19 protein-coding genes are annotated in these 21,718 nt (G+C 51.5%); 10 read left to right on the forward strand and 9 right to left on the reverse strand.

Annotated elements, in window-relative coordinates:
• The first annotated feature begins 112 nt into the window (after window positions 1-112).
• The 5 genes from J7619_RS09825 (at window position 113) to J7619_RS09845 (ending at window position 3,576) form a co-directional block, all read left to right on the forward strand.
• Window positions 113-1,366 carry a hypothetical protein gene (locus tag J7619_RS09825; protein WP_291197440.1) on the forward strand — a complete coding sequence of 418 codons (1,254 nt, stop codon included), beginning with the start codon at window positions 113-115 and terminating at the stop codon, window positions 1,364-1,366.
• 37 nt (window positions 1,367-1,403) lie between these two features.
• Window positions 1,404-1,793: a hypothetical protein gene (locus J7619_RS09830; RefSeq protein WP_291197442.1), complete on the forward strand. Its 390-nt coding sequence runs from the start codon at window positions 1,404-1,406 to the stop codon at window positions 1,791-1,793.
• Window positions 1,794-1,883: 90 nt separating this feature from the next.
• Window positions 1,884-2,762, forward strand: a complete 879-nt coding sequence (locus J7619_RS09835; protein WP_291197444.1) for an alpha/beta hydrolase — start codon at window positions 1,884-1,886, stop codon at window positions 2,760-2,762.
• Window positions 2,763-2,808: 46 nt separating this feature from the next.
• Window positions 2,809-3,261 (forward strand): GNAT family N-acetyltransferase, encoded by a 453-nt coding sequence (locus J7619_RS09840; RefSeq protein WP_291197446.1) that lies wholly within the window; start codon window positions 2,809-2,811, stop codon window positions 3,259-3,261.
• A 129-nt stretch (window positions 3,262-3,390) separates the two neighbouring features.
• A complete protein-coding gene (locus tag J7619_RS09845; protein ID WP_291197448.1) occupies window positions 3,391-3,576 on the forward strand; it encodes a hypothetical protein in 186 nt (61 codons plus the stop codon).
• Window positions 3,577-3,835: 259 nt separating this feature from the next.
• Here J7619_RS09845 and J7619_RS09850 read toward each other — a convergent pair whose 3' ends face one another.
• From J7619_RS09850 to J7619_RS09865, 4 genes are all read right to left on the reverse strand, one after another.
• Entirely contained in the window at window positions 3,836-6,100 is a 2,265-nt protein-coding gene (locus J7619_RS09850) for an excinuclease ABC subunit UvrA (protein ID WP_291197450.1), read from the reverse strand.
• 115 nt (window positions 6,101-6,215) lie between these two features.
• Window positions 6,216-6,626, reverse strand: a complete 411-nt coding sequence (locus tag J7619_RS09855) for a VOC family protein (protein WP_291197452.1) — start codon at window positions 6,624-6,626, stop codon at window positions 6,216-6,218.
• Window positions 6,627-6,633: 7 nt separating this feature from the next.
• Window positions 6,634-7,125 (reverse strand): VOC family protein, encoded by a 492-nt coding sequence (locus tag J7619_RS09860; protein WP_291197454.1) that lies wholly within the window; start codon window positions 7,123-7,125, stop codon window positions 6,634-6,636.
• Entirely contained in the window at window positions 7,122-7,307 is a 186-nt protein-coding gene (locus J7619_RS09865; protein ID WP_291197456.1) for a hypothetical protein, read from the reverse strand. The genes J7619_RS09860 and J7619_RS09865 overlap by 4 nt, the downstream gene beginning before the upstream one ends.
• On the opposite strand from J7619_RS09865, the gene J7619_RS09870 reads away from it, so the two are divergent.
• The 5 genes from J7619_RS09870 (at window position 7,306) to J7619_RS09890 (ending at window position 10,161) form a co-directional block, all read left to right on the forward strand.
• Complete coding sequence (locus J7619_RS09870; protein WP_291197458.1) at window positions 7,306-8,277, forward strand: GlxA family transcriptional regulator; 972 nt, start codon at window positions 7,306-7,308, stop codon at window positions 8,275-8,277. The genes J7619_RS09865 and J7619_RS09870 overlap by 2 nt on opposite strands.
• 159 nt (window positions 8,278-8,436) lie before the next feature.
• Entirely contained in the window at window positions 8,437-8,937 is a 501-nt protein-coding gene (locus tag J7619_RS09875) for a DUF4468 domain-containing protein (protein WP_291197460.1), read from the forward strand.
• 2 nt (window positions 8,938-8,939) lie between these two features.
• A complete protein-coding gene (locus J7619_RS09880) occupies window positions 8,940-9,344 on the forward strand; it encodes a hypothetical protein (RefSeq protein ID WP_291197461.1) in 405 nt (134 codons plus the stop codon).
• Between the two features lie 10 nt (window positions 9,345-9,354).
• Window positions 9,355-9,705: a hypothetical protein gene (locus J7619_RS09885; protein WP_291197462.1), complete on the forward strand. Its 351-nt coding sequence runs from the start codon at window positions 9,355-9,357 to the stop codon at window positions 9,703-9,705.
• A gap of 12 nt (window positions 9,706-9,717) precedes the next feature.
• Window positions 9,718-10,161 (forward strand): DUF3592 domain-containing protein, encoded by a 444-nt coding sequence (locus J7619_RS09890; protein ID WP_291197463.1) that lies wholly within the window; start codon window positions 9,718-9,720, stop codon window positions 10,159-10,161.
• Here the strand turns inward: J7619_RS09890 and J7619_RS09895 are convergent.
• From J7619_RS09895 to J7619_RS09915, 5 genes are all read right to left on the reverse strand, one after another.
• A complete protein-coding gene (locus J7619_RS09895) occupies window positions 10,158-11,636 on the reverse strand; it encodes a DUF1501 domain-containing protein (protein WP_291197464.1) in 1,479 nt (492 codons plus the stop codon). The two genes, J7619_RS09890 and J7619_RS09895, sit on opposite strands and share 4 nt — an antisense overlap.
• 11 nt (window positions 11,637-11,647) lie before the next feature.
• A complete protein-coding gene (locus J7619_RS09900; protein ID WP_291197466.1) occupies window positions 11,648-14,911 on the reverse strand; it encodes a DUF1553 domain-containing protein in 3,264 nt (1,087 codons plus the stop codon).
• A gap of 152 nt (window positions 14,912-15,063) precedes the next feature.
• The gene (locus J7619_RS09905) at window positions 15,064-16,782 is read right to left on the reverse strand and encodes a RagB/SusD family nutrient uptake outer membrane protein (protein WP_291197468.1); all 1,719 of its coding nucleotides are present in this window, start codon (window positions 16,780-16,782) and stop codon (window positions 15,064-15,066) included.
• Window positions 16,783-16,792: 10 nt separating this feature from the next.
• Entirely contained in the window at window positions 16,793-20,410 is a 3,618-nt protein-coding gene (locus tag J7619_RS09910; RefSeq protein ID WP_291197470.1) for a TonB-dependent receptor, read from the reverse strand.
• Between the two features lie 198 nt (window positions 20,411-20,608).
• The gene (locus J7619_RS09915; protein WP_291197472.1) at window positions 20,609-21,694 is read right to left on the reverse strand and encodes a FecR family protein; all 1,086 of its coding nucleotides are present in this window, start codon (window positions 21,692-21,694) and stop codon (window positions 20,609-20,611) included.
• Between the last annotated feature and the right edge of the window lie 24 nt (window positions 21,695-21,718).

Here is a 21,718-nt window from a genome sequence, read left to right on the forward strand (position 1 = left end):
TATTAGCTATGAAGGTAAAATAGCCCTCCTCTTTGACATTTCAAAACATTGAAAAACAACCGATTATCGACAACACCTTTACCACTTTGAACCTGACCCCAACCGCTATTTAATGCAAAAAGGCGTATTGTCCGTCCTGCTCCTGCTGCTTTCTCCCATTGCACATGCACAGGACACCGTGAGCGTATCCTATTCCGAAGAAACAGACACCCTGGTGAAACAGCGTTTCCTGGACCGGTACGAAAATGTGTTCATGACCAAAGTGCCGACGAGGCATATGTTCAAGATCGGGTTGTCGCAGTATTATCAGGCGAAAGTGTTTGCATTATCGGATGACCGCACGATCAACAGCACTTCGCTGCATTTGGGTTATGAATTCAAGTTTTTACCTGCATTTTCGATTGCACTTTCAGGCCACATTCCATACTATGATCTCCAAACACCTTTTCGGGAGTCATTTCAAAACACGGTCCTGGATGCCCAGTTGCGTTGGTTTATGAACATGGGAAGGCGAATCAGGAAGGGTAAAAGTGCCAACAATTTCAGTGGCAACTATCTCGCTGTGTTTTACAATATGCCCAGCACTATGCAAGACGATCCGCGAATCGGGTTAAAGCTGGGATTTCAGCGAAGGTTCCTGAATTTCGGATTTATGGATTTCGCGGTAGCATTGCAGCAAGGAACGCCGTTTTTCCACTATGGGGCATTCTACAACTGGGATCTTTCTACGCAGGCTAGTTTCGGTTTGGCATTCGGCGACTGGAAAAAAGCCGCCATTGGCCCGCTGTGTGACGTTTTTCTTTGCGACGAGCATCTTTCTAACCAATGGAAAATACGTTTACCAGAACTAACGCTCGGAAGGTATATGGTCAGGATCCGAACCGCGCTTGCCTTTGAACAGAAGATCGGGACATTGCCGTTCAGTATCAACTTTCAATTGAATGCGGATCACAGCGATGGATTCAATGATATCAGAAATCCAGAACATGCAGCGGGATTCCAGTACCTAAATTCACGATCGAAAGAAAAATTTCTCAGCTTTTCCGTCCAACCCCGGTATTATTTCCTGAGTAAAATACAGAAACTAAGAGGGAAAGGCGGTCATGGCTTTTCAGGGCCATATACTGGTATCAACATGGCATATGTGTACTACAAAGGGGAGCACCGCATTTTCCGGTATACTTTCGACGAAATCTATCGCAAAACAAACGCCATACATGTGGGCCCATTGCTGGGTTACCAGTTGAGAGTCTTTCGACACGGTTATGTCGATTGCAACACCTCCTACAATTTCAAGGATTATCTGAATAGTAACAAAAAAGACTTCGGATTCACGACCAATATTACAGTCGGGATCGCATTCTGATACCCCAAACGTCCGAACATCAATCCACCTATTCCCCATGACACGCACTACCAAAAAGTGGGTTGGCATCGCTTTGCCTTTCATTATTGTCCTATTCCTGCTGATCCGGCAAAGACTCGCGCATACCCCCTTACGAAGTGATTTACACAGAAAGTACCAAAGTACCCGGATACAGATCAGCCGGCAACTCATGAATCTCAGGCATGAATTCGGGACAAAGCAAATGCATTATTCGCAAAACACTTCGCTTGAAATACGAAGGCTATGGGATGAACGCGACATGCTCTATCACAGCATCAATGGTAAAAAGGACATTTTCCAGTCCGACAGTCTCGCCAGGCTGGAACAATTAATAGACAGCCGTGCCCCATTGACTACCGTCCTCCGGGAAATCGGGCGAATTGAAAAAATCAATGATACCTACTAACCGCCAACGCCGTGAAAACGGTAGAGACGTCGGTTTTCTGCTTTACTAAGCATCAGGTCGTATGAAAGCGGTCGTTAACCTGCGGACTTTATGAACATACTGAAAACTTCATTGATTTTTTACAGGATTCTCTGCTTTGCTGCGGTGACCTGTTGTTTCGCTCAAACCACCGCCCAGGCACAGCCCACGCGCAAAATCATCCCCCTCTGGGAAAACGGGGCGCCTGGATTCGAAAGCAAGCGAAACGAGCTGGAATCGGCGAAGGATTACTGGGTGAAAAACATTCATAACCCGTCGTTGCAGGTGTTTACGCCACCCGCAGGCAAGGCGAATGGGACCGCGGTGGTTGTCTGCCCGGGCGGTGGTTTCAGGCTGCTGGTTTACAATGCGGAGGGTATCCAACCCGCTGAATACCTGGCCAAACTGGGCATTACAGTATTTGTTCTGAAATATCGCCTGCCCCGTGAAGAGGGCTCTCCTTACTCGCTCGAAAAACACCCGCGCGAAGACGCATTGCGAGCGGTCAGGCAGGTGCGCAGCCGCGCAAAGGAGTACGGGATCGACCCCGCACGCGTAGGAATGCTGGGTTTTTCAGCCGGAGGGGAAGTCGTGGCTTCGGTAGCCTATGTTTCCGGCAAAGGTGAACCCAACGCTAAAGACCCCGTCGACCGCCTCGACGGCAGGCCCGATTTCCAAATGCTGATCTACCCCGGTCCGCTCGGAATTCCCGAAACCGTCCCCGCTGACGCTCCGCCGGCATTCCTGCTGGCTGCCAACGACGACCCTTGCTGCGGCGTCACCACGGCTAGCCTGCTCATCAAATACCGGGAAGCGAAACGCTCCGTGGAGGCCCACCTCTACACCAAAGGCGACCACGGCTTCAACATGGGTGACCGCTCACCGCTGCAAAGTATCAAGTCATGGCCCCAGCGCATGGCCGATTGGCTGGGAGATAATGGATATTTGTAAAAAGCCGCGGCGGCGTGCTATCTTGCATTCTTTACGATACAAGGCCATGAAATTCACAGATTACACCATTTCTATTCCAAATTCAACAGATTACCCTGTCCTGCTCGAAATCTGGGAAGCGGCAGTCCGTGCTACCCATCATTTTTTGCAGGAGGAACATATTCAACACTTCAAGCCGCTTATCCTGAATCAATATTTCGACGCCGTCGATCTTTTTTGCATTCGTGACCAGGCCGGTCGGATTGTGGGTTTTGCCGGACTTTCCCCGGAAACGATTGAAATGCTCTTCATCCATCCCGAATATTTTGGTAAGAGAATTGGCAAAAAACTGATGGAATACGCTATAAAGGAGCGATCAATTCGCAAAGTTGACGTAAACGAACAAAATCCGGATGCATTGGCATTCTACAAACATTTGGGTTTTGAAGTGAAAAGCCGCTCTCCACTGGACGGTTCGGGACTGCCATTCCCTATTTTGCATTTGGAATTATCCGCTTGAAAATCACTATTTTCGTCTGATTGTCAGGATCATGTTTGAATATCAAGCAACCCATTCACATGGTTTAGAACGCACCCGAAATACGATCGCATTGATGCCAGAACCGTTCAATACAAATAGAAAGCTCTAATGCAATTAAAACCGATAAAAAGCGAAGCGGAATACGATCAATTCCTTGAATGGATTGATAGCCAATTCGATGCTGCACCAGCGCCGGACAGCTCGGAAGGTAACATGCTACAAATTGCGCTACTGCTGGTTAAGGCTTACGAAGATGAGCATTATTCGGTTCCGGCGCAGGTGTTGCTCGATTAAAACTCCCTTTCCTGATAAGCCAGTCCCTTCCCTTTCTCACAATAATCTTTCAAACCTAGCAAAACTGCGCTGGCGTTACATGCCTGACGGCATTTACGACACTGATTGCTATGGAAATTCTACCAATATTACGTGCCTAACGGCACTTTCTTCCGACTACGCGAGTCGCGTCAGCGACGCAACATGGGTGGAAAATCGGGCATGCACAAATTCCAAAATCCCAGTAGGGATACAACATCGAATCCATTGTTACGGCTACTTATCTAACCATGCCGTCACCGCGCAAATACTCCGCCGTCAGCGACTCCGTCGATTTCAACAGATCGGCCGGCGTACCTTCGAACAATATCTGGCCGCCCTTATGCCCGCCCTCAGGGCCCAGATCGATAATCCAGTCGGCGTGTTTCATCACTTCGGTGTTGTGTTCGATGACGATCACCGAATTGCCCTGGTCGACAAGGTGATCGATGATTTCGAGCAAATGGCCTGTGTCGGACATATGAAGGCCGGTTGTCGGTTCGTCCATGACGTAAATCGTGCCGTTCTTGTGCAGCTCGCCGGCCAGCTTGATACGCTGGCATTCTCCGCCCGATAACGTGCTGAGCGGCTGTCCGAGCGTCAGGTAGTTAAGTCCTACCTGGTTCATAGCGGTGAGTTTGTGAATGACTTCTTTGGTTTTGAAAAAAGCCAGCGCTTCCTCCACGGGCATATCCAGCACGTCGGTAATTGATTTGTCATTGACTTTATATTCCAAAACTTCCGGCTTGAAACGCTTGCCTTCACAGGTTTCACAAACGGTTTTCACCGGTTCCAGGAATGCAAGGTCTGTAAATATGAAACCAAGCCCCTGGCATTCAGGACAAGCGCCGTCAGAATTAAAGCTGAACAACGACGCGCTGACCTTATTGGTTTTGCCAAACAGCTTACGGATATCGTCCATAATGCCCGTATAGGTAGCAGGATTGGAACGAATGGACGTCCCTACCGCCGACTGGTCGATTACGATCGCCTCCGGGTGCTGCGATAGGAACACACCGTTGATCAGCGAACTCTTACCCGAACCCGCCACGCCGGTTACGACCGTAAACACACCGGTGGGAATGTCTACAGACACGTTTTTGAGGTTATGCCGTTTGGCATTCCTGACCTTCAATGCACCTGTTGGTTGCCTGAACGTAGATTTGACCTTTAAATCCCGATTGATAAACCTGCCGGTAAGCGTTGGGGCTTGCAAGAGGCCTTTATAGTCGCCGGAATAGACGATCTCGCCCCCGCCACTCCCCGCTTTCGGGCCCACATCCACAACATAATCGGCCACCCGGATCACATCCGGATCGTGCTCAACGACCAGGATCGTATTCCCTTTGTCGCGCAGCTTTTGTAAAAGCTCGTTCAGGCGGTGCACGTCGCGCGGGTGCAGGCCAATACTTGGTTCGTCGAAAATGTAGGTGATGTCGATCAGGCTGCTGTTCAAATGCTTCACCATTTTAATGCGCTGCGATTCGCCGCCGGACAACGTGCCAGTTTCGCGATCGAGGCTGAGATAACCCAGACCGATGTCGACCAAATGTTCCAAACGCTCGGTCAGGGTGTCGATCATCGGTTTGGAAACCGGGTCGTGTATTTCGCGGATGATCTTAACCAGTTCCGAAACTTCCATCGCCGACATTTCCGCGATATTCAGTCCGTTAATGCGGCTCGCGAGCGCCTTCTCATTCAGGCGCGCGCCTTTGCACGCAGGACAGTCGCCCATTTTCAGGAACTTCTCTACTTTTTTGACAGTCCTTTCCGAAATTTCACTACTGTCCTTCTGAATGTACAACCGGTTGAATTTATCGACCAATCCTTCGTATTTGGTATCGAACGTCATTCCATTGTAATTCGATTCATAAGTGCCTTTTCCGTAGAGGAGCGTATGCATTTCCTCGTCGGAGTAATCTTCCAGCTTCTTGTCGTTGTCGAGCATACCCGAAAACGTGTAGGCTTTCCAATACCAGGTTCCGACGGCAAACACCGGAAAGAGTATCGCCCCTTCATTGAGCGACTTCGTAGGGTCCAGAAATTTTTCAAGATCGATTTCCACCTTTTTACCCAAACCATTGCATTCCGGGCACATGCCGGCGGGATCGTTGAACGAGAATGCATTGGAAAAACCGGCATGTGGCTGGCCCAATCGCGAAAACAAGAGACGCATAACCGCCGAAATATCGGTAATAGTGCCCATCGTAGAGCGCGAATTGCCTCCGAGGCGCTTCTGATCGATGACGATGGAGGTGGAAAGGTTTTCGATTGCGTCGGCTTCCGGCTGACTGATACGCGGCAGCCTGTTCCGGATAAACATGCTGAATGTCTCGTTCAGCTGGCGTTGTGCCTCAGCGCCGATGGTATCGAATACAATGGAGGATTTTCCCGACCCGGAAACACCGGTAAAAATGGTGATTTTACGTTTGGGAATGTCAAGTGAAACATTTTTGAGATTGTTCTCCCTGGCACCGCGAATGCGGATGTACTCCTGATGGTTCATGATGATTGGTTTGAAGTTGGCTAATAGTTAATGATTGAATGACCGAATGATTGAATGACTGAATAGGGAAATAATATTCAATCATTCAATCATTCGGTCATTCAAAATTAGTCATTCAGCCGGCACTTCCAGCCGAAAAAATCCACTGCACCGCATAACGATCTGTAAGTGTGGCCCATTGGCCTTTCAGGATACCTGGCGAGAGCGGGGCGGTGACCTCTCCTTCCTGCGCCAGTTTCTGAAATACCGATTTCAATTGCCCCGGTGCCGTAATGCTGATCCACAGTGAAATACTGTTACCCGAAGCTACCCCTTCCTCACCACCAAGGTCGGACGCAAAGAGCCGGACATGTTCCGACACCAGGCTCGCGTGCAGTACCAGCTGCCGGATCTCGTGCGGGAACTGCCTGCCGTCGGGCGTGTCGCCCAGCAGCGTAAAATGCAGCTCGCCCCCGAAACACGACTGGTAAAATCGCATTGCTTCTTTGCAATTGCCGTTGAAAGTGAGAAAGGGGTAAATGGCCATATGGTAATTATCGATTGTATGCTTCTTCCATTTCCGCGATGATCAGCTTGCGCATACCCATCACCGCCTGGAACATCTGTCCTGCACGCTTCGGATCGCCGTATGCCAACTTTTCGTTGAGCATGGCCGGCACGATCTGCCACGACAAGCCGAATTTGTCTTTAAGCCAGCCGCATTGGCTTTCTTCGCCGCCGTCGGCAATCAGCGAGTTCCAGTAATGGTCGACTTCCTCCTGGTCTTTGCAGGAAACAAAAAAAGAAACGGCCTCCGTGAATTTGAACATCGGCCCGGCGTCGAACAGGTGCAGCGTCAGTCCGTTGAGCTCGATGACGCCCATCATTATCTGGTCGGCGGGCATATGGCTGCCCTCGCCCCATCTTTTCAGCAGTTTGATCTTCGAATTCGGGAAAATACGGGTGTACAGGTTCATCGCTTCTTCTGCGCCGCCATTGTACCAGAGAAATGGGGTAATGCCTTGGGTGGTTGACAATTCGCTCATTGTTTGGATTGTTGAAGGTGAATGGTTTGGATAAAAATGGTTTTTAGTTTGCCGGTGATCGACATTACAAATTTGGCGGGTTTAAAGAAAATAAAAGGGGTGTGAATACGCCTATCCCAAGGGGTAAAAATGCCAACTGAATATTTTTCTATATTTACGTCTTCTAAATCCAAAATCGTCATGAAACATATCTCGGTATATGTCCCCCAATGCTCCTACATCGAAGCGGTATCGCCTGCTTACCGGCTTTTCAACACGGCTAACGACTTTCTGAGAGCTTCGGGGAAAGAGCCCAAATTCAACGTCGAATTCGTCGGGTTGAGCCACGATATCAAAGCCCAGGACGGAGAATACACGATCCGCATCAACAAGCTGCTTAGCGAAGTGGAGAAGACCGACCTCGTGATCATCCCTGCATTATGTGGCAACTTGCGCGAGTCGGTGGAGCTCGACCGGCCCGCCATTCCGTGGATGCTGGAAATGCGTGAAAAGGGCTCCGAAATCGCATCGCTTTGCCTGGGTGCGTTCCTGCTGGGTGCTACCGGCCTGCTCGACGGCAAAAAATGCTCTACGCACTGGGCTTATTATGAAGAGTTTAAAGAAATATATCCGCAAATCGAGGTGGTGGACGGGACTATTATCACGGACGAAGGAAAAGTGTATTCCAGCGGCGGTGCCAACTCGATATGGAACCTTTTGATTTACATTCTCGAAAAATACACCAGCCGCGACATCGCGATCCTGGCCGCCAAGTACTTCGCCATCGATATCGACCGCGATAACCAGCGTGCGTTCACGATTTTCAAAGGCCAGAAAAACCATAACGACGACGGGATCCTGGCCGCACAGGATTACATCGAACAGAATTACACCGAGAAGCTGACGATCGTGGAACTTGCCGACATTGCGAGCGTTAGCCGCCGGAGCTTCGAGCGACGCTTCAAAAATGCGACCAACAATACGATTAATGAATATGTCCGCCGCGTGCGCGTGGAGGCTGCCAAAAGGAGCTTCGAGGTATCACGCAAGAACGTGACCGAAGTGATGTACGATGTGGGTTATACCGATACGAAAGCATTCAGGGATGTTTTCAAAAAGGTCACCGGGCTGACCCCTATTGAATATCGGAACAAGTATAGCAAGGATAATTGAGAGCGGCCACCGGGCCGCTTTTTTATTGAACGGCATTGCGCTAAGCAATTGCTTTTCAAGACAGAGCAGTGATTTACCGGTAGCTCATTTTATTTGCACGCTCCTTTTCAAATGCACAATTTTGCACCGCTATTTTAAAAATCGAACCAATTTATCGTCATGTCAAAATCCATTTTGACCGTCGTGCTCGCATGCATGATCGGTTCCGCGCACGCACATTTTATCCGTCCAACCATGAAAAACAAAATCACCCGCTCCGAGGTGGTAGACTGCGGCAGTGTTACGCTTACCGACATTTTCCGCCGTGCCCGTTTATGGGTAAACCTGTCGACTCCGGACAACAAAAAGCTCGTTGAGGACAAAGAAACGGGCGATCTCGTAACACAAGGCGTCATTACCATTACCCTTCCGAGATCTGAAAGCAGCGCAGGAGGCATTTACAAATTCAGTTACGTGCTTTCCGTTGAATGCGCCAACCGTAAGTACCGCGTCTCTGTTGCCAATGTAGAATACCTGGAAACGAATGGCGGCCGCGCTGTACCTCTGGACGCTTTCAAGTCAAAATCTGAGAACATAAAGGTAGGTAACGAACTGGATAACAAACTGAGTGAAATGTTCGATGATTTAAAGGCGAACGTGAAGGATTACAAGCCATTCTGACCATGAACACCGGTCGCATTACAACGTTCCTCCTCGGTCCTGAACTTTCCTGGCTTCTCATGTACGGCCTGGCGCTGCTGCTCGTCGCGCCCAACCAGCCCGCGACGGAAGCGGGCAATGTCCGGCTCGAAAGTCTGGCCTGGTACGTGCTCTTCGGGGCGATCATGCTCTCATTTGTGCCATTGTACTGGTCGCAAAATGGCCTCGGCTGGTGGATGCTGCGTATAGGCATTGCCGGTCTGGTCGGTATTACCTCCGTGGCCACGGCTTTTTGCAGCGCGATCGACTATCACGATTCGCGGAATTCAGGCGTAGGCACTTTGTGGATCATGCTGGTCATTTTCGGAGCGATCTTTTTGTTCCTCAGCATGATCGTCATAAGTCTCTGCATTAAATTCAGATCTTAATATCTACAATATGTTCGACGAAGTTCCCTCCCCTCAAAACACCTACACGGTCCGGTTCGGCGCCTACGAAGTACGTATGAGCCACTGGATCACCGAACCCGTCATTATACGGGTTTCTAATAATCAAATGGTATTTGAGATGCCCTCCACTTGGAGCTGCGACGAAGCCAAATGGATTGACGACCATACCGTCGAACTCAAAACGCGGCTGTATCCGGGCCGTGAATACTGCGATCTGGTTCTTGACCTTAAAGCAGGTACGGGCAAGGCTGTGAGAGGCGCATACCCGTTTGCAAACTCCATGAAAAAGCCTCCGAGGGAGTTCGAAGGCAGTTTACAGGAAATTTATCGTTGGCTTTAACAATCCCGAATCATGGAAACCAGCAAGGGAGTGCCGGGTTTTGAACTGTTCATTTTACTATTCTTTACCGTCGGCGCAGTTTTTGCGACTATCTCATTTACGATTTACCGCAACAGCCGTAACCTCATCGAGAATGGTATCGAAACCAAGGGCATTGTGATAGACCTGCACCGCCTGAAGCCCCGGGAATATCCGCTGGCACCGTCTATCCGCTATGTAAAAAAGGACGGCACCGTGCACGTTTTTCACAGTTCGGAAGCACGCAACCCGCCCGAATACCAGATCGGCGAGGAAGTGACGCTGTATTATGACCCTAACGACCCCGATAATATCCATTTAAAAGGCAATTACCTGTTCGTATATGTATTTGCGGGAATGGGCGCCATGTTCTGGCTGTTTTCCATCTGGTACATCGGCTCGGCGGTGAAAGCCATATTCCAATGGCTTTTCGGCTAGGCCAAAAGCGGTTTCACGACCTTTCCATGAACGTCGGTAAGCCGGTACCGGCGTCCCTGATGCTTGAATATCAATTGCTCGTGGTCGATGCCCATCAAATGCATCACAGTAGCCTGGAAATCATGCACATGAACGGGATCTTTGATGATATTATAACCAAAATCGTCAGTCTGCCCGTATACGAATCCCTTTTTCACACCTGCACCAGCCATCCAGATCGAAAAGCTACGCGGGTGGTGATCGCGACCGTAGTTATCACGGGTCAGTTTGCCTTGTGAATAAGCACCGCGGCCAAACTCGCCACCCCATACCACCAGCGTTTCGTCCAGTAAACCGCGCTGCTTCAAATCATTGATCAACGCAGCAGAAGCCTGATCGACACTCTTGGCCATGATTTTGATATCATTCGGCAGGTTACCGTGCTGGTCCCAGCCCTGGTGGTACAGCTGCACAAATTTCACGTCCTTCTCGATCAGCTTCCGGGCCAGCACGCAGTTCGCCGCGAATGTTCCCGGCTTACGCGAGTCCTCCCCATACATATCGAAAATATAATCCGGCTCTTTGGAAATGTCCATCGTCTCGGGCACGGCCGTTTGCATCCGGTAAGCCATTTCATACTGCGCCATCCGGTAGTTGATCTCCGGGTCGAGCAGTTTCTCAAACTGGCCTTGTTGCAGCTTTGCAAGCGAATTCAACATACGTCTGCGGCTGCTGCGGTCGATTCCCTCGGGATTATTGAGGTAAAAAACCGGGTCGGGACCGGAGCGGAACACAACGCCCTGGTGAATAGACGGCAGGAACCCGTTGCTCCACAGTTTGGCGTACAATGGCTGGTCGCCGCCGCGACCTTTGGAAAGCAGCACTACAAACGACGGCATATTCTGGTTATCGGATCCCAGCCCGTAACTCACCCACGATCCCCAGGAGGGCCTGCCCCCCTGCTGGCTTCCGGTCTGGAAAAACGTGACGGCCGGGTCGTGGTTAATGGCCTCGGTAAACATCGAGCGAATGAATGTCACATCGTTCACAATACCCGATGTGTACGGCATTAGCTCGCTGATCATCATATCATTATCGCCATACCTTTGGAATTTGTATTTCGAAGCGGCCAGGGGAAAACTACTTTGCCCCGCGGTCATGCCGGTCAGGCGCTGCCCCTTCCGCACCGATTCGGGGAGGTCCTTACCCCACATTTCTTCCAGTTTCGGCTTATAGTCAAACAGTTCCAGCTGCGACGGCGCACCACTTTGGAACAAGTAAATAACACGCTTTGCTTTCGGCGGAAAATGCGGATGCCCGATTGGCAGCCCGGCAGCTTCGGCGCCCTTTTCCCCCACTTTTTTGGCCAGCGAGTTATCCGCACTCAAGAGCGATGCCATCGCTGCCGCACCCAGTCCCAGGCTCGTTTTCGACAGGAAATTACGCCTGCTCAATTGCTCGTGGACATGGTTTTCAAGTTCTCTGTAAAGGCTCATTGCTTTCCTCGTTATCGCTTGATCAAAAATTCATCAAAATTCATTACCGTACTCGCCACGATGGTTCCCGCCGCCAGCTGGGCCGGGTTCAGGGTCTTATCAAGCGGGTACTCCCCCACTGCCAGGATAGACTTCATGCGCTTTGGATTATTACTAAAATCCTTCAATTCCTCGTCGTACAGCTCTTTCAGTACAGTTCTCTCTTTCGGATCGGGCAGGCGGCTCGTCAATGCAGTAAATGCGTAATCGATCTGCTCATCGATGGATTTGCCGTTTTTCAGCATATGCTGCGCCAATACCCGGGATGCTTCCACGAATTGCGGATCGTTCATGACCACCAGCGCCTGCAACGGCGTACTGGTTTTCTGCCGTTTGGTAATGCAGAAATGCCGCTCAGCCGCGTCGAAATTGAGCATCATCGGTGGCGGTGAGCTGCGTTTCCAGATCGTATAGAGACTCCGTCGGTAGAGCGAGTCGCCGTGCTGCTGCTTGTAAGTCACCTCGTTACGCGTCGCGAGCGCTTCCCACAGGCCCGCGGGCTGGTACGGATACGCGCTCTTGCCCCCTACCCTGCGCGTAAGCAACCCGCTCGAAGCCAAAGCATTATCGCGAATCTGCTCAGCACTCATGCGGTAGCTGGGGCCACGTGCATACAGCCGGTTATCCGGATCGACATCCTTCATATTCGGTTCAATTTTGGAAGACTGCCGGTAAGTCGCCGAAGTCACCATCAGCTTTTGTATCGCCTTCACATTCCAGCCCGACTCACGGAAGCGTGCCGCGAGGTAATCGAGTAGCTCGGGATGTGTCGGTAATTCGCCCTGGTTGCCATAATCGTCGCTTGAAATCACGATACCTTTCCCGAAGTACATCATCCAGAACCGGTTCACGGTCACACGGGTAAACAGCGGGTGATCTTTGTCCAGCAGCCATTTGGCCAAACCGAGCCGGTTCCGCGGGTAATCCTTCGGAATTTTGAAGAATGCGTCCGGCGTATCCATCGTTACCGGCTTGCCCGGCGCATCATAAGCCCCGCGATTGAGAATGAAAGTCTTGCGCGGATATTTTCGCTCTTTCATGACCATCACATCGATCTGCTTGTCCATGATCTCCGTTTCCTCGCCGATCAATGCGCGGCTCGAAGCCATTTCCTTTTTGTACCCGGCATCGATATTGGTTAGGTAATATTCTTTCAGGGAAGCAAGCTGCGCCGGTTTCAGTTGCGCGGCAGGCGTTTTCAACGCGGCTATCAACTCATTTTTCAATGTAAACAACCCTTGCATTTCCAGCGGGCTGATCGACCGGGTGTAAATCCGGAATTCATCCACCTCAAAATTCTTCGTCCGCTGGTCCGATAACCGGCCGATATTCAGCTTGTCGACATACCAGTTCGTTTTGTTCTTTCCAAACAAAATACTCTCCGTCAGGTGGTCATTATGCACGGTAACCTGCACGGGCTGCCCGTTGACAAACAATTTCAAGCCCGCCGCCTTGCTCAAACCATCATAGGTGAAACCCAGCTGCGTCCATTTGTTCATCGGAAATTTGTCGACCGTCTGTATTTCAATCGCATTCTCCGGCCAGACGTGACTCATCGTCAACCGGATTCGACCGTCTTTTTCCCGGAACACATTCCAGCCGCGGTATCCGTTCATAACGCCATTGGATTTGTGTAGCAACGAGCCACTCACCGCAGGATCATGCAAGTTCAACCAAATACTAATGCTGAATGGCTGGTTACGCTCGAAGAATGCGAAATTATCGCCGAAACTCACCGCGTTTTCCCCGAAAATATACCGGGCCTTGCCGATACGGCCATTGCGTGAAGCCACATTGGAAAGGCTATCATCGCCCTCCGCATTGGCTTTGTGCTTCGGATCTGCGAGGTTGGCAAACTCCTTACCCGTTGGTTCGTCGAATGTGAAATGGCCTATCAAGCCTGCTTTTTCCGGAAGTAGTGCCTTCTCGGGCGCTGTCCGGGCAGTAGTCAACCACTGCTGAAAACCTTGTTCATACACGACCGCATTCGCCACGATGGCCGATCGCTCTTTGGCAAGATTTTCATGAATGTATTTCAATTTGGCATCAGCCTCGGGCGTCGGCAGCGTAATGGCCGGACTCGCCTCCCCGTTGTACGGGATCTGGCCGTTTTCGTCATTGTTGTTAAAAAATGCATACAATGAGTAGTAATCCTTATGGCTGATCGGATCATACTTGTGGTCGTGGCAGCGCGCGCACTCGACAGTGAGGCCCAGAAAGGTTTTGCCAAACGTATCCACCCGGTCGGAAACGTAAGCACTGCGGTATTCCTCGGGGATAATACCTCCCTCCTGGCTCTGCTGGTGCATGCGGTTGAATGCCGTAGCGACCATCATATCGCGGGTGGGGTTAGGTAACATGTCGCCTGCCAGTTGCCAGGTCACGAATTGGTCGTAGGGTTGGTTCTTATTAAATGAATTGATCACCCAATCGCGGAACGGCCAGGCAGTGCGCAGGCCGTCGTCCTGGTACCCGTGCGTATCCGCATAACGCGCGGCATCGAGCCAGGGCACGGCCATATGCTCGCCATAATGTGGCGAGGCCAGCAGCCGGTCGACGGCTTTTTCGTAGGCATTCGGGGATTTATCGTTCAAGAATGCGGCCACTTCCTCCGGCGTCGGCGGCAAGCCGGTCAAATCGAGCGAAACGCGACGTAGCAATGTGGTTTTACTCGCTTCGGGCGAAGGCTGAATATGCCTGTCTTCCAGTTTTTTAAGAATAAAACGGTCGATATCGTTGCGTACCCACGCCTCATTCTTCACTTTCGGCAAAGCCGGTTTCTCCACTTTGGTAAACGCCCAGTGCGGCTTGTACTCGGCACCTTCCTCCACCCATCGGATCAGTATCGCCTTCTCCCGCGCGGTGAGCGACAAATGCGACTCGGGTGTAGGCATGACCATATCGGGATCGGCCGACAAGATCCGGTGTACGAGCTCGCTGCTACCCGGCTTGCCGGGTTTAATCGCCTTCAAGCCGCTCTCGGCCTCCTTTTTATAAGCCACTTCGGCTACGTCGAGACGCAGATTGGCCTTCTGGTGATTGGCATCGGGCCCGTGACAGGCAAAGCAGCGGTCCGAAAGGATCGGCTTCACGTCGTAAGTATAGTCGACCGGGGCGACCAGCGTATTCATTTCAGCGGCCACGTCGTCGGGCAGATCCACCTTTTTGTCACAAGACATTAACAAGAATCCGGCGGCGGGAACCAGCAAGCAATATTTAAGCAGGGACTTCAACATTATCTCAAACATTATTACAAGCAAACAGCTTACAACAGACAACAATCAACAAAGCATTCAGCCATCTAATTCTCCACTCCCTTAATCCTAATTTAATCATTTTTCCCCTATTGCCGTCGACTTAAGTCGACGGCAATAGGGATTCTGTTGTGTTAATAGCCAGGATTTTGTGTTAGTGTGGCTTTGCCATTTTTAGTACTATATACAATGGCCTGTTGCGGGATCGGATAGTATTGGTGTTTCTCCTCGAATTTGGCGCCGCTGAGATAGGTACGGAGATTTTTTTCCTTTTCGAGATAGGTATTCAACACCTGCACGGCCACTCCCCATCGGACGAGGTCGAAGAAACGATGTCCCTCCATCGCAAATTCCAGCCGCGTCTCGAACCGTACCGCCTCGCGTGCGGCGGCGGCGTCTTTCCAGGGATCATTGTACAGCCCGACCACATAATTAGCAGCAGGCTTACCTGTGTCCGTCTTCACAAAACCATCCGGATTGGCGGCGCGTTTGCGGATCAGGTTCACATATTCACGGGCTTTTTCCAGGTTACCCAGCTCCACTTCGCATTCGGCCAGCCAAAGCAGCACGTGATCGTAGCGGATCAGACGGTAATTGTTCGTACTAAGTCTCGGGTTGCCTGTTTTACCGGATTCTGCCTTGCTCACGATCTGTTTCTTGGAAGAATAAGGCCCGGCATACGACTGATCGCGGATCCAGAACCGGCCCGGATGCACGCCCCAATCGATGTAAGGAATGCCCCGGCGACCGAGCGTCCAGTCTACACGGGAATCCATCCGGCCGGTATAGGGTTCGAACGGAGCGGAAGAGAGTAGCCCTTCGTCATTCTTTACATTCTCGTCGTTGAAGGTCCTGATCATCGGCAAACCCTTTTCGTCGGTTTTGTAGGCATTCACCAGATTTTGCGAAGCCTGGAAAAAGCCGCAGCAGCCACCCGGGCCATTAGGGTACATATAGGTAAGCTCATCACCGGCATTCCCGCCCGAACCGTCCGCCGCAGTAACAGTATATTGCACCTCAAAAATCGATTCGGCATTATTCCGGGTTTCAGCCGCGAAATTGTCATGAAAATGCTCCATCAACTTGTACTTTCCGCTGTTGACCACTTGCAGCAATGCCTCCTTCGCAGCGGTTAGGTGCTGCACATTCGGTTGGCCTTTCAGGAAACCCTGGAACATATGGCATTTGCCCAGGTAAGCGTACGCCGCGTTTTTGGTAGGACGACCAGGCTCACTTTGCGATACCGGCAGATTTTCAGCCGCAAATTTAAAATCCGCTTCGATCTTCGGCCAGGCGTCTTCGGTATTGGGCAGCAGCACACTTTCTGGGTTCTCGGGGTCCCAGGTCTGTTCGTCGAGATACGAAATGTTTCCCCACATTTTCTTGGCTTCGAAGTGGTAATGCCCGCGCAGGAACCGGGCTTCCGCCGTAATCTGTACTTTCCGCTCTTCGGAAAGCCCCGCCACTTTGGGCAGCGATCTTAAAACGTCATTGGCGCGAGCGATGCCGTCGTAGAGCGTGCGCCATTTCCCATAAATGTGGGTGTTGGTCGAAAGCCAAACGTACCGTTCGAGGAACGTTTGCTCAGGCTGGTCACCGGCGTCGGAGCCTTTGTAGGCATCATCGGAAACGACGCTGCCGAAAATCCAGTTGGACACCGCGCCGTGCCAGGAGGTTACGCCGCTGGTACCGATGCCGTCGAGCAGCGCATACGCACCCACGAGCGCACCCTCGATGCCGGCGGTAGTGAGAATAATATCAGGACTGTATTGCCCCTGAGGACGTTTTTCCAGGAAATCGTCGCCGCACGAGGTAGCGAACAGCAGGAGCACCGGTATGAATATCTTTTTCATGGTATTGATTTTAAAAGCCGAGACTGATACCTACGATAAATGATTTGGGCGTCGGATACACCCCCTCGTCCACACCGATCTGGCGATCGGAGCCGCTGTTGAAATTGCGGAGATTGATTTCGGGGTCCATGCCGGTGTATTTTGTGAAAGTCAGCAGGTTTTGCCCCTGAATGTAGATCCGCAGATGGTCGGCGCCGATTTTGGACAAAACCGATTTCGGCAGGGTGTAACCAAGCTGGATATTCTTGAAACGCACATAAGATCCGTCCTCCACAAAATAAGTCGAAGGCTCGCCGCTCTGCGCGTCATTCGCATCGAGAATCGGCAGTTTGGCACCCGGGTTATCTGGCCGCCACGAATCGTAAAGCATTCTTTTGGAACGGTTGCCTTGAAAAACCTCGAAGTCGGTCCAGTACCGCACGTGGTTGAAAATGTCGTTCCCCTGTACGCCCTGAGCGAAAATGGCCAGGTCAAATCCCTTGTAGCCCACATTCACATTCAGGCCGTAGGTGAAATCAGGGTGAGGGTTACCGATGTAGGTTTGGTCTTGCGCATTGATAATGCCGTCGTTGTTGACATCCCGGTACTTGAATTTGCCCACACCCTGCGTACGCTTGCCATCGATGTAAATGTTCGAATCGTAGTAGCCCGGAAATTTGGCGTGGTTTTGTACTTCTTCCTCATTCTGCATAATCCCATCGATGATGTAACCGTAGAAAGAAGAGATCGGCCGACCGGCAATGGAGCGCGTCACCGGCGGCGTACGTAACGAGAAGCCGGGCAAAAAGTCGTCGGGATTTTGCGGGTCGAGGGCGACGATCTTGTTGCGATAAGTCGAGAAGTTCAGGCCAATGCTGTACGTCAGTTGCCCGTCCATCGCGTGGTCCTGGTAATTCAACCCCAGGTCCACCCCCCTGTTTTGCATGGAAGCAATGTTTTGCGAAGGAATGGCGGCGTCGCCAAGCCGGGGATCGTAGGCTTTGGTATACAGCAAATCTTTCGTTTGCCGGTCGAAAACATCAAGGCTCAGGTCAAATTTACCTTTAAACAAATTGGCGTCGATACCTACGTTGACCGTCGTGGTAGTCTCCCATTTGGCATTCGGATTGCCGAAGCGGCCGAGATCAAAACCTTGCTTATAGCCGATCGGACTGCTGCCGAGTCCGTAACCACTGCTGTTCGGGTTGCTTTGGTAGGTAGAATACGCATTGAAATCCCCGATTTCCTGATTCCCCGTCTGCCCCCAGCCTGCGCGGATCTTCAAATCACTCACAAAATCGACACCCGACATGAAGCTCTCCTTCGAAATACGCCAGCCGACGCTTGCCGCCGGGAAAGTAGCATAGCGTGAAGCAGCCTGAAAACGCGAAGAAGCATCGCGACGCAGGGTCGCTTGGAGCAGATATTTGTCGTCGAATGCATAATCCACCCGCCCGAAATACGAGAACAACGACCAGGACGATGACGCATAACCGCTATTGGTAGCCGTGGCGGGGTTACCGGCATCGATGTAGCGTAAATCAATATTGTTTGAAAAGAAGCCCTGGCGGTAGGCATTTACAAAATCACCGAACGAATCGATGGATTCCAGCCCGACGAATGCATTCAAATGATGCGCCTCGCCGAATGTTTTGTCATAAGTAAGGGTGTTGGTCCAGGTCCAGGAGTAGCCATACCCCCGGTTTTCGCTCAGGCTGTTCACATTGGTACCGTGCGCAAGCTCGATTTCGACCGGCGTGTAATATTTCCCGGCAGAGGCGGTCAGGTCCAGCCCGAAACTGGATTTGGCCGTCAGGTTTTTAAGAATATCAAACTCCGCATAGGCATTGCCGAACAACCGGAGGTCTTTATAACCATTATCCCTGTTGCGTACGAGCTGGCCCACGGGGTTATTCGCATTGCCGAGGTTACTGCCGAGCGTTCCTGCGAAATTACCGCCTATGTCGTACACCGGAATAATCGGCTGTGCGCGGTAGGTATTCGAAACCTGGCTGGTTTCGCTGTTATTGCCGTAGTTGCCCTGCCGCCTTCCGTAGGCTACCTGCAGGTTCTCCCCGATTCTCAGCTTCTTTTTAATCGTAAACTCGGTATTTGCCCTTACCGAGTAGCGTTTGTAGCCATTGTAAAGCAGAATACCCGTCTGGTTGAAATAATTGGCAGAAAACGAATAGCGGCTCACCTCCGATCCGCCCGAAACGCCGAGCTGGTAATTCTGAATAGGCGCATCGTCGAAAACCTCGCGCATCCAGTCGGTACCTTGTTTGTTGGCTTTGGTAATGGAGAATTTGGTTTTGCCAAACTGCGGGTCGGTATAGCGGTCGTAGCTGTAATTGGCCGGATTTACCCGTGGATCGCCTTCGGCCGCACCATCGGGAATGATGTAATCCGGGATAACCGGCGTGGGGCCATTGCCATATTGTGAATGCTCGGGGTTACCCGTCTTGGGGTTCACCACGTTGGCGTTCTTCTTGCTCTGCCAGAGGTACTCGCCATATTCTTGCGTATTGAGCAAATCCATTGTTTTGGCGAGCTTCTGTACGCCGAAATAGGCGTCGAATGTAAGTTTCGGAACACCGGATTTGCCCCTTTTCGTCGTAATGATCACTACGCCGTTCGCTGCGCGCGAGCCATAAATGGAAGCCGATGATGCATCTTTTAATATCTGTATCGACTCGATGTCGTTCTGATTGATCGTGTTGAGATTTCCTTTTGTGGGCACCCCGTCGATAATGTAAAGCGGGTCGTTGTTCCCCAGCGTTCCGTACCCGCGTACACGTACGGCCACACCACCGCCGGGCGTATTATCCGTGCCCACGGTCACGCCCGCGGCCCGGCCCTGCAACTGCTGCGCGAGGTTGGTGGCCGGCACCGACAGCAGCTTTTCGGCATCGATCACGCTCACCGAACCGGTGATATCCCTGCGCGATTGCGTCGTATAACCCGTCACGACCACCTCGCTCAGCGCCTTGATGTCCGGGTCGAGCGCGACGTTGATCACCGAGCGGTTCACGACCGGGATTTCCTGCGACACATAACCGACAAAACTGAACACCAGCACGGCTTTATCGTCCGGCACCACGAGCTCGAAGCTGCCGTCACCGCCGGTAATGGCGCCCTGCTGCGTACCTTTCACTACCACGCTCACGCCGGGCAGTCCTTCCTTATTGTCGGATCCGGTAACCTTGCCCTTCACGCCAAAATCCACCGGATGCAGGTAAGGCAGCGGTACCGGTTCGAGCAGCTTGGGCGAATCGGAAAACGACTCATCCGGCTTTCGGATCAGGATAATGTAGTTGCCCGACACCGCGTAATGGATTTGCAACGGGCCCAGCAGCTCCTTCAACACCTTGCTCAGCTTCTGGTTGGAAGCCTCCACGGTCACTTTCTGGTTGGATATCAGGGATGGAATGTACGAAAACTTGACTTTGGCATTCTTTTCAAGCGTGGTCAGCACCTGTTTGAGATCCTGCTGCCTGGCTTGGAGCGTGACCTCCCGGTTCAGGATTTCCTGGGCTACGCCGTCGTTGGCGAGGGCCAGGCTCTGAAAGAAGAGGGACACCAGAAATGGTATGCATGTAACTTTCATCGCAGCTACCAAATATTTAAATGGTAAACTATTTTTTTTCATACTTTTACGATGGTTTTTGAATGTTCACAAACGACAAAGACCTTCCTCTCTCCCGTTTTGGGAGATTTAAGTTTCGCTTAAAATCAGGGGAATTTTCAAAGCCGGAAACGCTGGACCCGTTCCCGGCTTTTTGCTTTTTACAACTGGTGTTTAATCATGTATTAAGGGTTTAGGATGAATAGGTAGGAAAACTGAGTGCTATCTGCAACCTTCGCTCGAAATGACTACCTGGCCGTCGCTGACACGGTAAGCGGCTCCGAGCGTTTGGGTAATAATGTCAAGTTTGGTAAAAAAAGGTTCGTTGCTGAGCTCCACACGGAGCGAGCATTTCTCCATTACCGCCGCGTCGTATACGATCGGGATGCCGTACACCTTCTCCAATGCGGAGAATACCTTGCTCACAGGCTGGTTTTCAAACACAAATCCCGCTTCCGCGTCGGGCTTGATGAGTTCAAGCGGCATATTGGTGATGGATTTGGAAACCACATTGTCCTTCACCGAGAATATCGCCTGCTGATTGGGCGTCAGGAGTAATTCCGTATTGCGGTCGGTCGGGTTTTCAATGTCTTTCAAAGGCAAAACCGACACCCTGCCGCTCCGCACCAGCACCTCCACATTCGTATCGGTAGCTTTAACCAGGAAGCTGGTCCCCAGCACCCGGGTTACCAAACCATTGGCATATACAAAAAATGGGTTCTGCGGGTCTTTCGTCACGTCGAAAAATGCCTCACCGGACAGGAAGACTTCCCGTTTTTTATCATGGACAAAGTCCGCCGCATAGCTGATCCTCCCCGCGGGTGCGAGGCTCACCTTACTGCCATCCGGCAACCCGACTTTCATCGCCGTGCCCGTCGTATTGACCACTTCCTGTAACGCTTTCGAACTTTCCGGCACATAGGCCTGGCGATGGCCGGTACCATTTCCTGTTTGTTCCGATTTCCACCAAAAAGCACCGCCCAGGCCTGCCACCAGCGTTACCACCGCGGCGGCGGAGAGCCATTTGCGCCATACCACGCGCCGCGCCGGTGCTTCCACACCTGCCTGCGTCGTGTGCAGGATCCGCTGCACCTGGTCTTCGAGCTGCTGGTCGGTCACGATGGCCGCATGTTCGCGCCAGGTCGTGATCAGCTCCCGGGCCTGCTGCATAATCACTTTCTTATCCGGATAGAGGCGTACGATCTCTTCCCAAAGCCCTTCCGTCGCATCGGCTTCGCCGATTACCCACCGGCGGAAACTGTCGTCTTGCAGGAAGTCTTCCAGATCGTAATCTTTATAGTATTTCATAACATAACACCATTTTGGTGTGTT

Source organism: Dyadobacter sp. (assembly GCF_017744695.1).
Lineage (GTDB): Bacteria > Bacteroidota > Bacteroidia > Cytophagales > Spirosomataceae > Dyadobacter.

Bases quoted from the DNA above. Each gene is read 5' to 3' on its own strand.
- J7619_RS09835 (WP_291197444.1), top strand. From the start codon at position 1,884: ATGAACATACTGAAAACTTCATTGATTTTTTACAGGATTCTCTGCTTT.
- J7619_RS09825 (WP_291197440.1), top strand. From the start codon at position 113: ATGCAAAAAGGCGTATTGTCCGTCCTGCTCCTGCTGCTTTCTCCCATT.
- J7619_RS09870 (WP_291197458.1), top strand. From the start codon at position 7,306: ATGAAACATATCTCGGTATATGTCCCCCAATGCTCCTACATCGAAGCG.
- J7619_RS09850 (WP_291197450.1), bottom strand. From the start codon at position 6,100: ATGAACCATCAGGAGTACATCCGCATTCGCGGTGCCAGGGAGAACAAT.
- J7619_RS09840 (WP_291197446.1), top strand. From the start codon at position 2,809: ATGAAATTCACAGATTACACCATTTCTATTCCAAATTCAACAGATTAC.
- J7619_RS09875 (WP_291197460.1), top strand. From the start codon at position 8,437: ATGTCAAAATCCATTTTGACCGTCGTGCTCGCATGCATGATCGGTTCC.
- J7619_RS09845 (WP_291197448.1), top strand. From the start codon at position 3,391: ATGCAATTAAAACCGATAAAAAGCGAAGCGGAATACGATCAATTCCTT.
- J7619_RS09890 (WP_291197463.1), top strand. From the start codon at position 9,718: ATGGAAACCAGCAAGGGAGTGCCGGGTTTTGAACTGTTCATTTTACTA.
- J7619_RS09885 (WP_291197462.1), top strand. From the start codon at position 9,355: ATGTTCGACGAAGTTCCCTCCCCTCAAAACACCTACACGGTCCGGTTC.
- J7619_RS09905 (WP_291197468.1), bottom strand. From the start codon at position 16,782: ATGAAAAAGATATTCATACCGGTGCTCCTGCTGTTCGCTACCTCGTGC.
- J7619_RS09895 (WP_291197464.1), bottom strand. From the start codon at position 11,636: ATGAGCCTTTACAGAGAACTTGAAAACCATGTCCACGAGCAATTGAGC.
- J7619_RS09855 (WP_291197452.1), bottom strand. From the start codon at position 6,626: ATGGCCATTTACCCCTTTCTCACTTTCAACGGCAATTGCAAAGAAGCA.
- J7619_RS09830 (WP_291197442.1), top strand. From the start codon at position 1,404: ATGACACGCACTACCAAAAAGTGGGTTGGCATCGCTTTGCCTTTCATT.
- J7619_RS09910 (WP_291197470.1), bottom strand. From the start codon at position 20,410: ATGAAAAAAAATAGTTTACCATTTAAATATTTGGTAGCTGCGATGAAA.
- J7619_RS09860 (WP_291197454.1), bottom strand. From the start codon at position 7,125: ATGAGCGAATTGTCAACCACCCAAGGCATTACCCCATTTCTCTGGTAC.
- J7619_RS09915 (WP_291197472.1), bottom strand. From the start codon at position 21,694: ATGAAATACTATAAAGATTACGATCTGGAAGACTTCCTGCAAGACGAC.
- J7619_RS09880 (WP_291197461.1), top strand. From the start codon at position 8,940: ATGAACACCGGTCGCATTACAACGTTCCTCCTCGGTCCTGAACTTTCC.
- J7619_RS09900 (WP_291197466.1), bottom strand. From the start codon at position 14,911: ATGTTGAAGTCCCTGCTTAAATATTGCTTGCTGGTTCCCGCCGCCGGA.
- J7619_RS09865 (WP_291197456.1), bottom strand. From the start codon at position 7,307: ATGACGATTTTGGATTTAGAAGACGTAAATATAGAAAAATATTCAGTT.